At 64.5% G+C, this 15,532-nt stretch carries 12 protein-coding genes; 5 read left to right on the plus strand and 7 right to left on the minus strand.

The window, feature by feature from the left end; all coding sequences use genetic code 11:
* Nucleotides 1-18 precede the first annotated feature (18 nt).
* The 4 genes from ACR3FF_RS12645 to ACR3FF_RS12660 form a co-directional block, all read right to left on the minus strand.
* Nucleotides 19-1,356 carry an MmgE/PrpD family protein gene (locus ACR3FF_RS12645; protein WP_458188424.1) on the minus strand — a complete coding sequence of 446 codons (1,338 nt, stop codon included), beginning with the start codon at nucleotides 1,354-1,356 and terminating at the stop codon, nucleotides 19-21.
* A gap of 68 nt (nucleotides 1,357-1,424) precedes the next feature.
* Nucleotides 1,425-2,249, minus strand: coding sequence for an amidohydrolase family protein (locus ACR3FF_RS12650; RefSeq protein ID WP_458188425.1), 825 nt, complete (start codon nucleotides 2,247-2,249; stop codon nucleotides 1,425-1,427).
* 99 nt (nucleotides 2,250-2,348) lie between these two features.
* The gene (locus ACR3FF_RS12655) at nucleotides 2,349-3,212 is read right to left on the minus strand and encodes a DUF6282 family protein (protein WP_458188426.1); all 864 of its coding nucleotides are present in this window, start codon (nucleotides 3,210-3,212) and stop codon (nucleotides 2,349-2,351) included.
* Nucleotides 3,209-6,073: an FAD-binding and (Fe-S)-binding domain-containing protein gene (locus ACR3FF_RS12660; protein ID WP_458188427.1), complete on the minus strand. Its 2,865-nt coding sequence runs from the start codon at nucleotides 6,071-6,073 to the stop codon at nucleotides 3,209-3,211. The genes ACR3FF_RS12655 and ACR3FF_RS12660 overlap by 4 nt, the downstream gene beginning before the upstream one ends.
* Nucleotides 6,074-6,194: 121 nt before the next feature.
* On the opposite strand from ACR3FF_RS12660, the gene ACR3FF_RS12665 reads away from it, so the two are divergent.
* The 4 genes from ACR3FF_RS12665 (at nucleotide 6,195) to ACR3FF_RS12680 (ending at nucleotide 11,476) form a co-directional block, all read left to right on the plus strand.
* Nucleotides 6,195-6,959, plus strand: coding sequence for a carbon-nitrogen hydrolase family protein (locus ACR3FF_RS12665; RefSeq protein ID WP_458188428.1), 765 nt, complete (start codon nucleotides 6,195-6,197; stop codon nucleotides 6,957-6,959).
* Between the two features lie 242 nt (nucleotides 6,960-7,201).
* Nucleotides 7,202-7,366: an FmdB family zinc ribbon protein gene (locus tag ACR3FF_RS12670; RefSeq protein WP_458188429.1), complete on the plus strand. Its 165-nt coding sequence runs from the start codon at nucleotides 7,202-7,204 to the stop codon at nucleotides 7,364-7,366.
* Between the two features lie 348 nt (nucleotides 7,367-7,714).
* Nucleotides 7,715-9,694: an amino acid permease gene (locus ACR3FF_RS12675; RefSeq protein ID WP_458188430.1), complete on the plus strand. Its 1,980-nt coding sequence runs from the start codon at nucleotides 7,715-7,717 to the stop codon at nucleotides 9,692-9,694.
* A 78-nt stretch (nucleotides 9,695-9,772) separates the two neighbouring features.
* Nucleotides 9,773-11,476, plus strand: a complete 1,704-nt coding sequence (locus ACR3FF_RS12680; RefSeq protein ID WP_458188431.1) for a right-handed parallel beta-helix repeat-containing protein — start codon at nucleotides 9,773-9,775, stop codon at nucleotides 11,474-11,476.
* A gap of 61 nt (nucleotides 11,477-11,537) precedes the next feature.
* On the opposite strand, the gene ACR3FF_RS12685 is transcribed toward ACR3FF_RS12680, so the two are convergent.
* Entirely contained in the window at nucleotides 11,538-12,473 is a 936-nt protein-coding gene (locus ACR3FF_RS12685) for a hypothetical protein (protein WP_458188432.1), read from the minus strand.
* 193 nt (nucleotides 12,474-12,666) lie between these two features.
* On the opposite strand from ACR3FF_RS12685, the gene ACR3FF_RS12690 reads away from it, so the two are divergent.
* On the plus strand, nucleotides 12,667-13,062 hold the full coding sequence (locus ACR3FF_RS12690) for a hypothetical protein (protein ID WP_458188433.1): 396 nt from the start codon (nucleotides 12,667-12,669) through the stop codon (nucleotides 13,060-13,062).
* A 71-nt stretch (nucleotides 13,063-13,133) separates the two neighbouring features.
* On the opposite strand, the gene ACR3FF_RS12695 is transcribed toward ACR3FF_RS12690, so the two are convergent.
* Complete coding sequence (locus tag ACR3FF_RS12695) at nucleotides 13,134-13,979, minus strand: VOC family protein (protein WP_458188434.1); 846 nt, start codon at nucleotides 13,977-13,979, stop codon at nucleotides 13,134-13,136.
* A gap of 291 nt (nucleotides 13,980-14,270) precedes the next feature.
* Nucleotides 14,271-15,452, minus strand: coding sequence for an AGE family epimerase/isomerase (locus ACR3FF_RS12700; RefSeq protein WP_458188435.1), 1,182 nt, complete (start codon nucleotides 15,450-15,452; stop codon nucleotides 14,271-14,273).
* Nucleotides 15,453-15,532 lie beyond the last annotated feature (80 nt).

A 15,532-nucleotide genomic window follows, 5' to 3' on the forward strand; every position in this document is an offset into this window, starting at 1 on the left:
ACGCTATCGGGCTGAATATTAAACCCACCCGTGGTCGTCCGTCTCGTCTCGCTCCCGCCACGGTTCCAACAGCGTCCCGACGCTGGTGGCGGGGGTTTCGAGTACACCCTCGACGTGTTCGACGGTCTCGGGTGGGACCGTGGGGTCGAACAGGTCGGCCGCTTTCTCCCGTCGCTCGGGGGGCGAAAGCGGTCGCTCGCGGGCACCGCGTGGGCGTGTCACGTCCGACGTGACGGTGCGACCGTCGCTCGTCTCGATTTCGACCCGCGCGAGACACTCGGCCGGGAAGCGACCTTCGAGGTCCACGTCCTCGATTAGTTCCACGCGGTCGGCGAGCGTGCGAATCGTCGGGTCTTCGCGCCACGCGGCGGTCAGTTCGTCGGGCGTGAACCGACCACCGACCAGCGCCGCCGCCACTGGGTAGGGATACGAATACTCCGCCTCTTCGGCCGTGCCGGGACAACGCGTATGGAGGTGTGTCGCCGCCTCGAAGGTGTGTACGCGAACCGACTCGACCGATTCTGGCTCGACGTCGTGGGCGTCCCGAAGGGCGAGTACGGCGTCGACGCCGGGTTGGGCCCATCGACAGCAGGGGTACGGTTTGAGGTAGCTGGTCGTCAGGTAGAACTGGTCGCCGAGGTTGTCTGTCACGGTGACCGCCTCCTCGTCGAAGACGGTTCCCGAAGCGGTGAACCCGACTGCCGCGAGGTCGGCGGCGGCCAGGCCAGCGTACGCACCCCAGCCGACGCCGTCTTTGGTCATCCCCGGCGACTCCACGCCGCGCATGATGGGCGTCCGCGGTGCGTGGTACTCGGCGGTCCCGAGGGCTGCGGCCGTCGTCTCCCGGTCGAGTCCACGGAGGCGCGCCACTGCGGCCGCCGCACCGACCGCGCCCCACGACCCGGTCCCGGTGTAGACGCCGTCGGTCGCGTGGATGGCCAGTCCCGCACGAACCGCGAGTTCGTACCCGATGCCGACGGCGGTGAGGAACTCGCCGACCGTCGCTTCGGTCGCCTCTGCGGCGGCGAGTGCCGGCGGGACGACGACGGCGGCGGGATGACCCTTCACCTCGCGGTGTCCGTCGTCCACGTCGAGCGCGTTCGCTGCCGTCGCGTTGACAAGCGTCGCACCCCGTTCCGACAGGGTGGTCCCCTCACCACCGAGCAGGGTCGCGGCGTCGCCGTCGTGTTCGAGGTTCGCGTACGTCCGGACGACGTCTGCGGTCGGAAGGCGAAATCCGGCGGTCGTGGCCGCGAGCGTATCGAGGACGCGACTCCGCAGTTGGTCGCGGACCTCGGAGCTAAACTCGTCGAGCGACGCGTCGTGGACGAAGGAGACGGCAGTGTCGGTTGTCATGAAAAAACGAATGGATGGTCGGCCCTGCGGTCGGAAGCGGGTGGTCGACGGGCCAGCGGGTGTCGGTATCAGTCGTCGTCTGCGGGTGCGGCCTCGACTTGCTCCCAGTTCTGTTTCGCCACGTCCAGGCCGTAGAGGTCGACGGCGTTCTGGCCGAGTATCTTCGCCTTCTGTTCCTCGTCGGCCCCGATGCAGTTTATCTTCTCCAGTGCGACCGGGATGTTCGAGGAGTGTTCGGCGGCCATGATGAGTTTCTCCGCGCCGACCCGCTCCATCGCTCGACGGATGTACATGTTCATGGCGAGCGTGGTGTCGAGGTAGATGTTGTCCCAGCGGTCGGCCATCTGGATGGCCTCCTGCGTGAGGGTGTACGCCCCGCCCATGTGAGCGAAGATGATAGGCAGGTCGGGGTAGTCGTCGGCGACGTCCATGTACATGCCCGGAACCGAGAACGGCATCCCGTGGGGACCGGTGTGGACCATCACGGGCACGTCGTTCTCGACGCAGGCGTCGAAGACGTCGTAGGCGATGTCGGAGGTCGGGTCGACGCCCCACGCGAGCGTGTGGAGTTTGACGAACTTAAAATCGAGCTCCTGCACGCACCGCGTTATCTCTTCGTGGACGAACTCGGTGCCGAGGTGCGGGTTGACCGCCGCGGTTCCGAAGATGCGTCCGGGGTACTCCTGGCTCGCCTCGTATATCTGGTCGTGAACCTCCGAGACGGACTTGTCCGTCTCGCCGCCGAGCGGCTGGAGGATGGTCGCGTCGACCTTGTTCTCGTCCATCGCGTCGATAATCTGTTCGACGCTCTCGGACCACTCGAACGTGCGGTCCTGTTCTGCGTTCTCGTTGCCAAGGTGGTGGTGGCCGTTGACGACGGGGTAGTCTGCCATAGCGATTGATTATTGCTGGGATACCATGCATGAGAGTTGACCCCAACGTGTAAACCATTGAAGTGGGGGTGAAAATCGGGTTAGGGCGGAACGTCGACGTCAGTCCAGACCCAGGAGTGTGGCTGGCGTCTCGGTGAGACAGCGCCGCACCGTCTCGCGGGGAACGCCCGCTTCGACGACGAGCGCGGCGAACTCCCGCAACCCCGGAACCGGCGGGTTCTCGGCCTGCCCGTAGTCCGTCGCGAGTACCGCGTGCTCGGGGCCGACGCGCTCAATTGCCTCCGCGACGCGCTCGATACTGTGGCTCTCGGTGCTCTCGACCGAGTAGGCACAGTATTCCATGACTGCACCCAGTTCGGCGAGTCGTTCCTGCTGGTCGAGCGGGACGTCCACAACCCGGAAACACGGGTGATTGACCAGGCAGTCCACGCCCGCGTCGGCGCAGGCCGCCGCGACGGACTCCACCTCGGCGGGGGTCGCGTGGCCGGTTCCGACCACCGCGTCGTACTCTGCGACCAGGTCGACGATGGTTCGAGTCGCGGGCGTCACCTCGCCGTCCACGGCGACCGGAATCTCCTCGTCTGCATCCGGAACGCGCTGGCCGACGAACCGCTCGACGCCCGCCGCTCGTGCCTGCGAGGCGTGGTTCGCGCTCCACGCCGTGGGAAGCCAGACGACCTTTGCACCGAGTTCGAGGGCGGTTTCGACGGCGTCCCGGTTCAGTCCGCCGACGGTGCCGTTGCAGGCGACGCCGCCGTACAGCACGTCCTCGCCGACCGTCTCGTTCACGAGGTCGACTCGGCCGGCCGTCGGGACGACGTGGCTCTTGACGACGACGCCGCGCATCCCGGCTTCGCGGGCCTCTCGCGCCAGTTCGACGTCGCTCTCGAACCGTTCGACGAGGTCGGGGGCCGTGTGGACGTGTAGGTCGATGGCATCGCTGAGCAGGTCGCTTTCGGTCACGCCACCACCTCCGCCAGCAGTTCCATGGGGTGGCGTGTCTCCACGTCACAGTCCGCGAGTTGTTGGCTACAGGACGCACCGCCCGCGGCGACCACGTCGGCGTCGACCGCGTTGAGTCGCTCCGCGAGGTCGGTTCCCAGTTCCATCGAGAGGTCGTAGTGTTCGGTCTCGTAGCCGAACGCACCGGCCATCCCACAACAGGTCGCGTCGACCGGCGTCACGTCGTAGCCCGCCTGCCTGAGCAGGCCGACGGGCGCGTGGTCGCGCCCGCGAGCGGTTGCGTGACAGTGACCGTGATAGGCCACCGACCGGTCGGCTTCGTCCTGAATCGTGAGGTCGCCAGTCACGACCCGGCCGAAGAGGAATCCGGCCACGGTGTCGGCCGCGTCGGGAACGGGGCCGGGGTCGGCCACGAGGTCGTCGTACTCCTCCAGCGCGCTAGCACAGGACGGTTCGAGGCTCAGTACGGGCACGTCTTCGGCTGTGTTCCCTAGCGTCTCGACGTTTTCGGCGGCGGCGACCCGTGCCGTCTCGACCATCCCCTGTGAGAGCGCAGGGCGGCCACAGCAGTTCACGTCCGGAACCTCGACGGCGTAGCCGAATCCTTCGAGGACGCGGACCGCCGCCCTGCCGACGGAGGGATGATTGAACGTCGTGTAGCAGTCGGGGTAGAGGACGACCGCACCGCGCTCGCCGGCCGTCGGCGCGGGGTCGCGGGCGGCGAACCACTCGAGCAGCGACTCGCTTACGAACTCGGGAAGTTCCCGCCGCCGGTCGATACCGAGCGTCTTCTCCGCGACGATGCGACCCGGTTCGAACCCGGCGAGTCGGTTCGCAATCGGTGCGAGGGCGCTTCCGACCCGGTTCAGCGTCCGCACGTTGCCGAACAGACGGGCGCGGAGGGGAGTGCCCTCTCGTTCGTGTTTCTGGTGTTTCGCCTCGGTCTTCAGTTTCGCCACGTCGACGCCGGTCGGACACTCCGTCTCGCAGGCCTTGCAGGCGAGACAGCGGTCGAGCACTTCCTCCTGGAACCAGTCGCTCGTCAGTGCGTCCTCGCCGAGTTCGCCGTCGATTGCGTCTCGGAGGGCGTTCGCCCGCCCCCGCGTGCTCGTGACCTCCTCGCCGGTCGCCCGGTACGACGGACACATCACGCCCCCGTCGGTCGTCCGGCACTTCGAGCAGCCGTTGCACTGTTCGACCATCGAGTCGAACCCGCGTTCGTCGCCGAAGTCGAGCGCCGTCTCGACCTCGCGGGGGTCGTAGCCGTCGTATCGGAGTGCCTCGTCGACTCTGGCAAGGTCGCCGGTGGAATCGGGAACGACCTTCGCCGGATTACAGACGTCGTCGGGGTCGACGGTTCGTTTGATGGTCTCGAACGCCTCGTACAACGTCTCGCCGTACATCTCGGGGAGGTGTTCGGAGCGGAGGCGACCGTCGCCGTGTTCGCCGGAGACGGCACCCCCAACGTCGAGCACCACGTCGTGAACCTTCTCGGAGACCGAGCGGAGGTGTTCGCGGTCCGACTCGTCTTTGAGGTTCAGGAACGGTTTGACGTGGAGCACGCCCTGCCCCGCGTGGCCGAACACGCTGGCGTCGAGGCCGTGGTCGGCGAGGACGTCGGCGACGCGGTCGAGGTACGCGGGCAGTTCCTCGGGTGGAATCGCCGCGTCCTCCACGAACGAGGGGGCCTGCTCGTCGCCCGGTCGGCGGTTGAGCAGCGGGTTCGAGGCCTTTCGAACCCGCCAGAGCCGCTCCTGTTCTTCGTCGGTGACCGCACGTTCGACGGCGACGGTCTTCGCGGTTCGGGAGGCGGCGATGGCCGTGTCGAGGCGGCGTTCCCGTTCGCTCGCGTCGCTCTCGACCTCGACGAGCAACGCGGCTCCCGCCTCGTCGGGGACGAGGTCGATACCCCACGCCTCGCGGGCGTAGCCCAGCACGGCGTCGTCTACGAGTTCGACTGCGCTCGGGTCGGCGGTCAGTGCGTCGGTCACGGCGTCGGCGGCGCTTCGAACGTCGTCGTAAAACACCAGCGCGGCCGCTCGGGCCTCTGGACGCTCGGTCAGTTCGAGCGTCACCTCGGTGACGATACCGAGAGTGCCCTCGCTCCCGACGAGGAGGTTCGAGAGGTCGACCCACGAACCGTCGTTGGCGACGCTCGATTCTAAGTCGTAGCCACTGGAGTTGCGGTCGACGTCGGGATAGCGGCGCTCGATTTCGTCGGCGTGTTCGTCGGCGAGGTCGAGGACGGTTCGGTAGAGTTCTCCGACGCGGTCGTCGCGGGCGAGTTCGCCGTCGAGTCGCTCACCGTCTCGTCGGTCGAACGTCGCGGTGGTGCCCTCGGGCAACACGCACTCGACTCGGCTGACATTGTCCCGGGTCGTCCCGTGGCGAACCGAGTGCGGGCCCGCCGCGTCGTTGGCGACCATCCCGCCGATGGTACAGGTGCTCGACGTGCTCGGGTCGGGCGGAAAGTACAGTCCGTGTTCGGCCAGCGCGTCGTTCAACTCGTCCAGGACGACACCGGGTTGGACGGTGACCGTCTTCGCCGCGGGGTCGACCGACACGACCTCGTCGAAGTGACGCGAACAGTCGAGGACGATTCCCTCGCCGACCGCGTTCCCGGTGAGGCTCGAACCCGCACCCCGAGCGACCACGCTCGTCCCGGTCTCGCGGGCGAATCGAAGCGTCCGTCGAACGTCAGCGACCGAGGCCGGCCAGACGACCCCGGCGGGTTCGACCCGGTAGATGCTCGCGTCCGTCGCGTACAACGTCCGGGCCGTCTCGCCGAAGTCGGTCTCGCCGTCCAGGTTCGGGAGACCGGTCGGAACCGCCTCCCGTTCCGTCTCTCTGTCTACGCTCATGGTCGTCGGTCTGCCCGCGAGCGGGATGACCCTTCACTCCAACATGGTTCGGGTTTTAGGTGATAAAGCGGTGGACATGTTTTCGAACAGGCTAAAGTGGTCGGCTCGAGTCGTGGTACCTATGAGCGAGCATCGCGTCGCCGCGTGCCAGTTCGAACCGGCCGTCGGTGACGTCACCGGCAACCTCGAAACCGTCGAGCGAACCCTCGCCAGTCTCCCGTCGAACGTCGCCCTCGCCGTCTTCCCCGAACTCTGTGTCACGGGGTACGACCTCGACGTCATCAGCGAACGTGCGACGCCGGTTCCGGGCGATCTGACCGAACGAATCGTCCCCCTCGCCGCCGAACACGACGTGCCCGTCGTCGCTGGCGTTCCGGAACGCGACGGCGAGCGACTGTACAACAGTCTCGTCGTCGTGGACGGCGACGGCGTTCGCGCCACCTACCGAAAACGGCACCCGTGGGGGGACGAGGCGGACGTCTTCGCGACCGGCGACGGTCCGACGACGGTCGAAACGTCCGTCGGTACCGTCGGCCTCGCGCTCTGTTACGACCTCAACTTCCCGGAAGTCGGCCTCGAGTACGCTCGCGAGGGCTGTGACGTCCTCGCGGTGTCGGCCGCCTGGCGCACCAGTTACGTGGACGATTGGCGACTCCTGCTCCGTGCCCGGGCGCTCGACGGCCCGTACTACGTCGTCGGGTCGAATCACGTCGGCGACCAGCGTGGGCGCGACCACGCTGGCCGGAGTCTCGTCGCCGACCCATTCGGAACGGTTCTGTCGGAGGTCACCGAGGGTGCTGGCCACGCCGTCGTTCCGGTGGACCGCGAACGAATCGAAACGTGTCGGACGCGAAATCCGGTTCGGGAGAGTCGAGGCTGGTCGTAGCGTTCGTCTCCCACTTCGACGGGGAACCTCGAAAAGGACGCCGGTGGTTCCACTTTCGGTACGCTGCGGGGTCGTTCTCGGTCGGACGAACGGACGAGGTCTCACTCTCGAACTGTCGCCGAAATCGCGTTGCTCCAAGCGTCGAGTAGGTCGGGGTAGTTCTCCGACAATCTCCGTGAAACGGTCGCACAGCCGTAGTAACCGGAAATTACCTATTACACAGTTTACCGTCGTTTCGAGGTATGTTTCGCCCCCTCGACAAACTCCGCAGGACGCTGTTCGATCGGGCAGACGAGCGAGTGCTCTTCACCTGTGGCGGCTGCGGGCGGTCGTTCGAGGTTCAACGGCAGGTCTGTCCGGAGTGTGGCGGGTACAATTTCACTCGGACGAACTGGGATAGCAGTTAGCTGTCGTCGTTCGTCGACGGGAGTCGAACCCCTCGACCGATTGGTCGGCTTTTCTACGTGTATCTTCAAACCGTTGCACGCCGTATCGTTCTAGAGCCGTGGTCAGAGAACTGGAGCGCGACCTCGGACTGTACGCGACCCTCACGATAAGTATCGGCGCGATGGTCGGGAGCGGAATCTTCGTGCTCCCCGGACTGGCGTCGAAGATTACCGGCCCGTCGGTCGTCCTCGCGTACTTACTCGCGGGGGTGCTCGTTCTCCCCGCCGCGCTTTCGAAAGCCGAGATGGCGACCGCGATGCCCCAAAGCAGGCGGAACGTATCTGTACATCGACCGGGCGATGGGACCGTTGCCGGGAACCATCGTCGGAATCGGTGCGTGGTTCACCCTCGTGTTCAAGAGCGCTTTCGCAGTCGTCGGACTCGGAGCGTATCTCCTGTTGGTCGTCTCCGTCCCTGCCGAAGCGGTCACCGTCGTCGGCCTCGTACTCGCACTCGGACTCTTCCTCGTCAACGTCGTCGGCGTCAAACAGAGCGGACGATTGCAGGCCGCCATCGTCAGCGTCGTCTTGCTCTCGCTCGTCGTATTCATCGGGGACGGACTCACGTACGTCGACCAACCCAACTACCATCCGTTTCTCGCCCACGGTGGGGACGGTCTGTTGGCGGCGACCGGATTCGTGTTCGTGAGCTACGCCGGTGTGACGAAGATAGCGAGCGTCGCCGAAGAGGTCGAAGACCCGGGGCGAAACATTCCCGCAGGTATCATCTCGTCTGTCGTCCTCATGATGTTCGTCTACACCTTCGTCGTCTTCGTCATCGTGGGTGTTGCGCCGGCGGCCGAACTGTCGGATTCGCTGACTCCGATGGCGCTCGCCACGAACGAAATCCTCGGGTCTGCCGGCCAACTCGGTATCAGCGTCGTCGCCGTACTGGCGCTCACGAGCATGGCGAACGCGGGTATCCTCTCGTCGTCGCGATACCCGCTCGCCATGAGCCGCGATTCGCTCGCGCCGCCGATATTGGCCCGGATTAACGACCGATTTCGGACTCCCGTCTTCTCAATCGGCTTCACCGGACTCATCCTCGTTATCCTCGTCCTGTTCGTCCCGGTCGTGTCGTTGGCAAAGCTCGCCAGCGCGTTTCAGATTCTGGTGTTCGTATTCGTGAACGCGGCGCTGGTCGCGTTTCGTGAGAGCGAGCTTTCGTGGTACGAACCGGAGTTCGTCGCCCCTGCCTATCCGTGGGTGCAACTGTTCGGGATGCTCGGTGGACTGGTGCTTCTCACGCAGATGGGACCGATTCCTATCGCCGGTGCTGTCGGCATCGTCACCGGTGGCCTCCTCTGGTATCGACTGTACGGCCGGGAACGGACGGAACGGGAAGGTGCGGCGCTCGACGCCATCCGTCGGAGTTCCGTAGAGCGTGCACTCGAACGGACGAGGGAGGTCCGTTCTGCGCAGCGTCCGATGCGACTGCTCGTCCCGGTCGGCCGGGAGCCGACTCCCGAACGTCGGCGAGAACTCGTCGAACTGATTCGTCTCGGGTCGGACGTCGTTCGTCCCACGGACGGTCGGGTTCAGGTCGTCCACTTCGAAGAGATACCCGAGCAACTCGGACTCTCTGCAGCAGTAGACCAGTCCACGGTGAACGTCGAACTGGAATCCGACACCGGTGAACTCTTAGAGGCCACCGACGTTCCGGTCGAATTCGGTGAGATAGTCACCCACGACACGAAGCGGGCGGTCGCGAACTTCGCTGACCACTACGACGTCGACATCGTTCTCGGTGAGTGGCACCCGAGTCGGTGGCACGCCGAACTCCTCGGCGCTGACGTGGACTGGTACATGCGAAACACCGCCGCCGACCTCGTCTTCGTCCGTAACCGGGGATACGACTCCGTCGACGAAATCACCGTCATCGCCGACCAGGGGCCGTTCGACCCACTCGAAATCGTCGTCGCAGACGGCATCGCCACCGCGTCAGATGCGACGATTCGGTTCGTGGCCACGGTCGAAGAATCCGCTTCTGACAAACAACTCGAAACGGCGGTGCAGTATCTCGACGCTCTCGGCGAGTTCTGCCGCAGGCGGTGTGAAACGACGGTGGTCACGTCCGACGACAGTGTGGAAGGTATGGTCGACGCTGCCCGGTCGTCTGACGTGGTCGTCATCGGAACCTCCGCCCACCATCTCGTCTACGACGTGCTCTTCGGGGCCGTCCCGGACGAACTGGTGGAGCGATTGGAGTGTACCGTCTTGCTCACTCACTCGCGAAAATCACGACGGCACACGTTCTTGCGGGCGCTCATCGACCGACTCGTCTACTGAGACTGTCCACAGTCCGTGGCGACGCGGACTGCTCGGCCACAAAGCAGTGCTAGGTTCCCGTCGTCACTCGGAAGGAGAATGCCCGAGATTCCACGACGACGGATACTGCGGGGAACCGCTGGACTGGCGTTCGCGTTCACCGGCTGGGGAACCCCGACCGAGTACCGCGACCCGCGGGCGGAGACGCGTTTCGGCCCCGTCGCCGACTACGTCGCCACGACGACGACCGAACTCGAAGCCGCGTTCGACGCGCTCACCGGCGGGGAGACGCTCGTCGTTACGGGCGAAAACGCCCCCTACCGAACGACCCGCTGGCTCGACGTCGACGTAGACGGCGTGACGGTCGTCGGTCCCGGCGTTCCCGCCCTGGTCCAACCTGCAGACGACGCGAACGTCGGCGGTATCCGAATCGGCTCCAACCGTCACTGTGAGAACGTGACGATTCGGGGTATCGGCTACCACGGCAATCCCGCTGGCCAGCGCTCGTTCGCCAAGCGACTTCACGGTATCCTCGTTCGAGACGCGAGGAACGTCACCCTCTCCGGAAACTACCTGACACGAACGCACCCGTATCGCGAACACGGAGACGGCGGCAGCGGTATCAGCGCAGAGCGCGAGTGTCGACACGTTCGTATCCTCGGCAATCGAATCGACGACGTCGGCGATAGAGGTATCCAGGTCGCAGGACAGGGCGTCGTCGTCTCCGGAAACGTCGTCACGAACGGCTTCGACCGCTCCATCTCGTGTGACGTCTGGCGGTCAGGAAACCACGAGCAGGGACGGAACGTCGCCATTGTCGGGAACGTGCTGGGAGACAACAGCGAGGGGAGCCTGGTCGGTCTCGGTGGAAACGACGCGAAGACCGACCGTGGATACGTGCTCGTGGCTAACAACGTCGGGTTCGGCGCTCACAAATCGTTCTGCCACGTGGGCTTCACGGGCGGGATCAGCAACGTCCGAATCGCCGGCAACGTGAGCGTCGCCGACGAATCGTCGGCGTTCTCCGGTATCTCGATAGACATCGAACGCGCGACGAACGTCACCGTCGCCGACAACGACCTCTACGACTACGGCGGGGCGGGCGTTAATCTCGGACGCGGTATCTCGTCGTTCGTCGTCGCGAGAAACGGGATTTACGACGCCGGAACCGACGGCATACGTCTCGTCGGCGCGACGAACGGAACGGTCGAACACAACACCATCGTGAACGCTGGACGGGCAGGTGTGTTGCTGGACGACGCGCGGTTCGCCGTCGTCGAGAGCAACCGCGTCAGACGGGTCGAGCGTGCGGGAATCGTCGCCCACGGCCAGGGGGAGACACACCACGAGATTATCGGCAACCACCTCCGGGGATACGGTGAGGGCGGCGGCCACGACGCCGGTATCCTGATTCGAACCGAGCGAAACGTCGTCCGAGGAAATCGAATCTATCGGAGCGACGGCCCGGCAATCGTCGAAGGCGACAGTGGCGGTGCCACGTTCTACGGCGAAAACTGGACCGGCGCACGCGACCCGTGGCTCGTCGACAGCCCGACGTCGCTCGTCCGAAACCACGTCCCGGCGTTCGACGTCCATCGCGGTCTCGTCGCCGACCAGGACGGCGTCGTCATGGTGCGATTCGACAAACCGTACGCACGACGACCGAAGCTGACGTTCGGTCGTATCGGCGGCGGCGTCAGGTCGACGTCCTACGTCACGACGGCAGACGGCGATTTCGAGGGGGTGACGCTCGAGGTCGAGTCGCCGGGTGCCACGGTCGACGTCTTCGTCGATCCGGTGTGAACGAACTCGATTCGTTCTGCGTGGCCGTCTCACCGGTCGCTGACGACGGTTCCTCGGGACGTCACCGACGACGCAGCGGAACGGTTCGAACCGTCCGCTTCAGTCGCTCGTAGTAGCTTCGCCACCCGCGGTCGTCGGTGTCGGAATCGACCGGCGACGGCCGCCGATTGGGTTCGTCGGCGTCGAGAGACGGGGTTACGGAGAATGCGGTCACACCCACGCCGACGGACACGCCGAGCGACGACGCCAGTACCGCGAACCCCGGACCGACGTCTCCGACGCCGAACGCGTCGAGTTGCAGGAACGTCCACACCAGACCGGAGACGAAAAACACCACTCCGGCACCGGTCAGCCAACCGTCCGTGGCAGACACCGACCCGTCGGTGAGCCAGACGAGGAGACCGCCAGCGAGCGCGTGGAGGACGAAGATTGCGACCAGTATTCCGACGGTCGAGACGATTCCGAGTGGGTTCCACGACGACGACCCGTCCGTCCCACCGTTCGAGACGCCAAAGACGCTCTCTACGAGTCCGAGGAACGCCTCTAACAGTGTGGCGAGAACGCCGTCGATTACTTCGAGTGACCCCGTAACGAGTCGTGCTTCGAACTCGAACAGCCACCTTGCAAGGTCGAGGACTTCCGCCTGCCCCGTGGCTTTTCCGAGGACGAAGAGGAAGACCAGTGGTATCACACCGAACGTGACGAGTCGTCTGACGAGTCGGTAGCCGACGCCGTCACGCTGAACGAGTCTCTTGCCGACGAACGAACCGAGAACCAACAGCGGGACGATTGCCAGTGGCGACGCCTGGAGGACACCGACGGTCGCGTCGAACATGTGATAAGATGTAACCCCGAGTACGCTGACACTCGGCAGGCGACAAAGTGAGTGTTTTGGCTCTGTCGTCGTGTTCTTTGCCCCACCGTTCGCGTACGTGACATCGTATTGGGTGTTCTCGAAACGTTCCTCGTCTTCGAAGTATCCATCTTCGTTCGTCACTGGACGAAGCCCACGAAACGTCGAAGTTTCTTCCATCCACGTGTCTCATTTTCTAACAATACTACCTGTTTATGCTCGTCCGAGTTCTAGATTCTCGTTGCGGTCGAATATGGAAGAGAGTGGCAAAATAGACACAGTAGACTCGGAGAGAGACGCAGGGGGCATCTTTTCAGACGGGTCTCGCAGATCGTTCATGAAAAAGGGCGCGCTGGGGGCGAGCGCGCTCGCACTCGGTCTCGGCAGCGCTGGGACCGTCGCTGCCCAGGAGTCCGCAACTGTACTCGTGTACACGTACGCGTACCACCCGAACGTGCCGTTCAGAATCACGAACGCGCTCGAACAGTCCACGGTCGTTCGACTCCTCCAGCGACCTGGCGGCGGAGACGTGCCCGAAATCACCCAACCCGACGATTACAGAGGCTGGGTCATCCGATACGACCTCGGCGGCCGAGACGCCGCGATAACTGCCATGATGTTTTCGCGGGACGCTACCTTCAGCCGTGGTGACAGACGTCGGTTCTCCGGCGATGCGAACGTCTTCAGCAGCGAACTCAATCTGTTGAGCACGACGACTCGAAGCAGGAACTGAGAGCAGAGCGGACGAGAACACGGGGACCGTTCCCCAACGCGTCGTTTTTCGGATTGGCGAATCCTCGCGAGTTACTGCGAAACGCGGATGTGGAGTTCGATTCCGTTCGGGTCGGTCACAGAAACGCCGCCGTCGAGAGTCGAAATCGACCGGTTTAGCTCGTCGAATCGTCGCCGTATCGCGTCGAGGCGCTTTCGGTCTGGAACGACGAGTTCGAACCATCGGAGGCCACGCCCGGTCGGTGGCGCAGTTCGGCCGTTCCAGACGTTCAATCCCACGTGGTGATGGTAATCACCGTCCGCCACGAACAGCGCCGATTCACCGTACCGTTGGCGAACGTCCATTCCGAGAATCTCGACGTAGAACGTCTCCGACTCGGACAGCGACGAAACCTCCAGGTGGACGTGTCCCACCGTCGTCCCCTCCGGAAGGTTCGGGCTACTTCGGTCGCCTTTACGTATCGCGTCGAGGTCGAGCGGAAGCGTCTCCATGCGGATGGTCCCGTCGTCCGCTCGCGGCCACGCCACCGATGGCCGGTCTCGGTACACCTCGATGCCGTTGCCTTCCGGGTCGCTGAAATACAGGGCTTCACTCACAAGGTGGTCCGACGCGCCATCGAGTCGCCACTGTTCTCGAACCCGAGACAATGTGTCCCCGAGAGCGACGCGCGAGGGGACGTTGAACGCGACGTGAAACAGTCCCGACTCGTCGGGTCGACGCTCCGCGGCGTCCGGTCGTGCGACCAGTTCGAGGAGCGGTTCGTTCCCGACTCCGAGCGTCGCACGTTCGGCTCTTCGCCGTTGGACGGTGAGTCCGACGACGTCTCGATAGAACCCGACCATCTCGTCTAAGTCGTTCACGCGGAGTGACACGCGCCCGATACGCGCCGTTGCTGGATGGTCGGCATCCTCATTCATCACTCTAGACTCTGGTTCAACACGGGGATAACGATGCCGTCTGTTCCCGTTGGTCGACGTGTGAGCGAGAACGAGATACCGTGCGTCTTCGGAGTTCCCGTCGGGGGGACGGCGGTCGCAGGGAGAACAGAGGGTGGTGGGTGTCAGACAACACGAAAGCCAAGGTGTGCCATGGTACTAGTGTGATTCTCCCTGCAATCGATCCTGTTTCCCTCTGCGGTAAATAATTTGTGGCTGTTATCTGGGTGTAACTATCTTGCGGTCCCCTCGCGGGTAGTCGATTCCGGACGTTCACTCGAACACGGTCGTCGCGACGTAAGCGTTGGCGAGCGGATGGTATCCCGGTTCCACTTCGATTCCTCGATTCGGCCCATCGCGGTCGTTCTCTCGGGACAGTCGCTCGAACCAGTTCCCGTACTTCGAGTTGACGAACCGTTCGTCGGCGTACTCCCACAGCCTGTCGTACCAGTCTTCGTACTCGCTATCGCGCTCGCTCAGGAGGGCTGTTGCGCCGATGCCTTCGGCGACCGCCCACCCGTACTTGTCGGCGACGACCGGTTCGCCATCTTCGTCGACCGTGTAGTAGAATCCGCCGTGCTCGTCGTCCCATCCCATCTCGACGGCGAGGTCGAAGAGTTCCCGGGCGCGCGTCGTCACCCACTCGTCTTCCCGGTGGTCGGCGAGCGTCGACAGGAGCTTCGACCATTCGAGGTGGTGGCCGGGCTGGTAGCCCCACGGGCGAAACTGATGGCGGGGGTCGTCCCTGTTGTGCTCCATGTCGTGGTTCCACTCCGCGTCGAAGTGCTCCCAGAGGCGTCCGTCCGTCTCGTCTGCGAGGTCGCTGACGAGTACTTTGGCGATGCTGTACGCACGGTCGAGATATCGCGTCCGTCCAGTCGCTTCGTAGGCTGCGAGCAACGCTTCGCAGGTGTGCATGTTCGCGTTCTGTCCGCGGTAGGGGGCGACGGTCTCCCACCGTCCGTCCGCTCGGTCGGCACACAGTCCGTGCTCGGGTTCCCAGAACCCCTCGTCGATGGTCTCGAACGCGGTCTGGAGTTCCTCTCTCGCGCCGGGTACTCCCGCCTCGACCGCCCGAGCGCTCGCCAGCAACACGAACGCGTGACCGTAGCAGTATCGGGTGTCGTCTTCGGTCTTCGTTCCACGGAGTAGCCAGTCGTAGCCCTCGTGTTCGTCGTCCCAGTGGTGGTTCGAGAGGAACGAGAGCCCGTGTTCGGCCGCAGTTCGACACCAGTCCGGCCCGTCTACGAGGACGCCGACGCTGAAGTTGTGGACTGCTCGTGCGGTCGCGACGAGATGTTTCGTGCGTCCGTCGTAGACGTGGCCGTCTCGCTCGTCGAGTTGCGCGACGTATCCGCCGAATCGGCGGTCGATACACGCCGGATAGTAGAAGTTGAGAACGTTCAGCATCCGCTGGCGGAGCACCCACGGGTCGCGGTTGTTCGGCGAGACCATACCCGAACTGCCGAATGGAGACAGGAGACTCTTCCGGTCGGTTGAGATCGCGCTCCCGTTCGTCGGCCCCCGCGCTGTCG

The organism is Haladaptatus ordinarius (genome assembly GCF_054177595.1).

What these genes read in the sequence shown, in the direction of transcription:
- ACR3FF_RS12660 (WP_458188427.1), bottom strand. Translation starts at nt 6,073, where the DNA reads ATGAGCGTAGACAGAGAGACGGAACGGGAGGCGGTTCCGACCGGTCTC.
- ACR3FF_RS12700 (WP_458188435.1), bottom strand. Translation starts at nt 15,452, where the DNA reads ATGGTCTCGCCGAACAACCGCGACCCGTGGGTGCTCCGCCAGCGGATG.
- ACR3FF_RS12645 (WP_458188424.1), bottom strand. Translation starts at nt 1,356, where the DNA reads ATGACAACCGACACTGCCGTCTCCTTCGTCCACGACGCGTCGCTCGAC.
- ACR3FF_RS12670 (WP_458188429.1), top strand. Translation starts at nt 7,202, where the DNA reads ATGTTTCGCCCCCTCGACAAACTCCGCAGGACGCTGTTCGATCGGGCA.
- ACR3FF_RS12665 (WP_458188428.1), top strand. Translation starts at nt 6,195, where the DNA reads ATGAGCGAGCATCGCGTCGCCGCGTGCCAGTTCGAACCGGCCGTCGGT.
- ACR3FF_RS12690 (WP_458188433.1), top strand. Translation starts at nt 12,667, where the DNA reads ATGAAAAAGGGCGCGCTGGGGGCGAGCGCGCTCGCACTCGGTCTCGGC.
- ACR3FF_RS12695 (WP_458188434.1), bottom strand. Translation starts at nt 13,979, where the DNA reads ATGAATGAGGATGCCGACCATCCAGCAACGGCGCGTATCGGGCGCGTG.
- ACR3FF_RS12680 (WP_458188431.1), top strand. Translation starts at nt 9,773, where the DNA reads ATGCCCGAGATTCCACGACGACGGATACTGCGGGGAACCGCTGGACTG.
- ACR3FF_RS12650 (WP_458188425.1), bottom strand. Translation starts at nt 2,249, where the DNA reads ATGGCAGACTACCCCGTCGTCAACGGCCACCACCACCTTGGCAACGAG.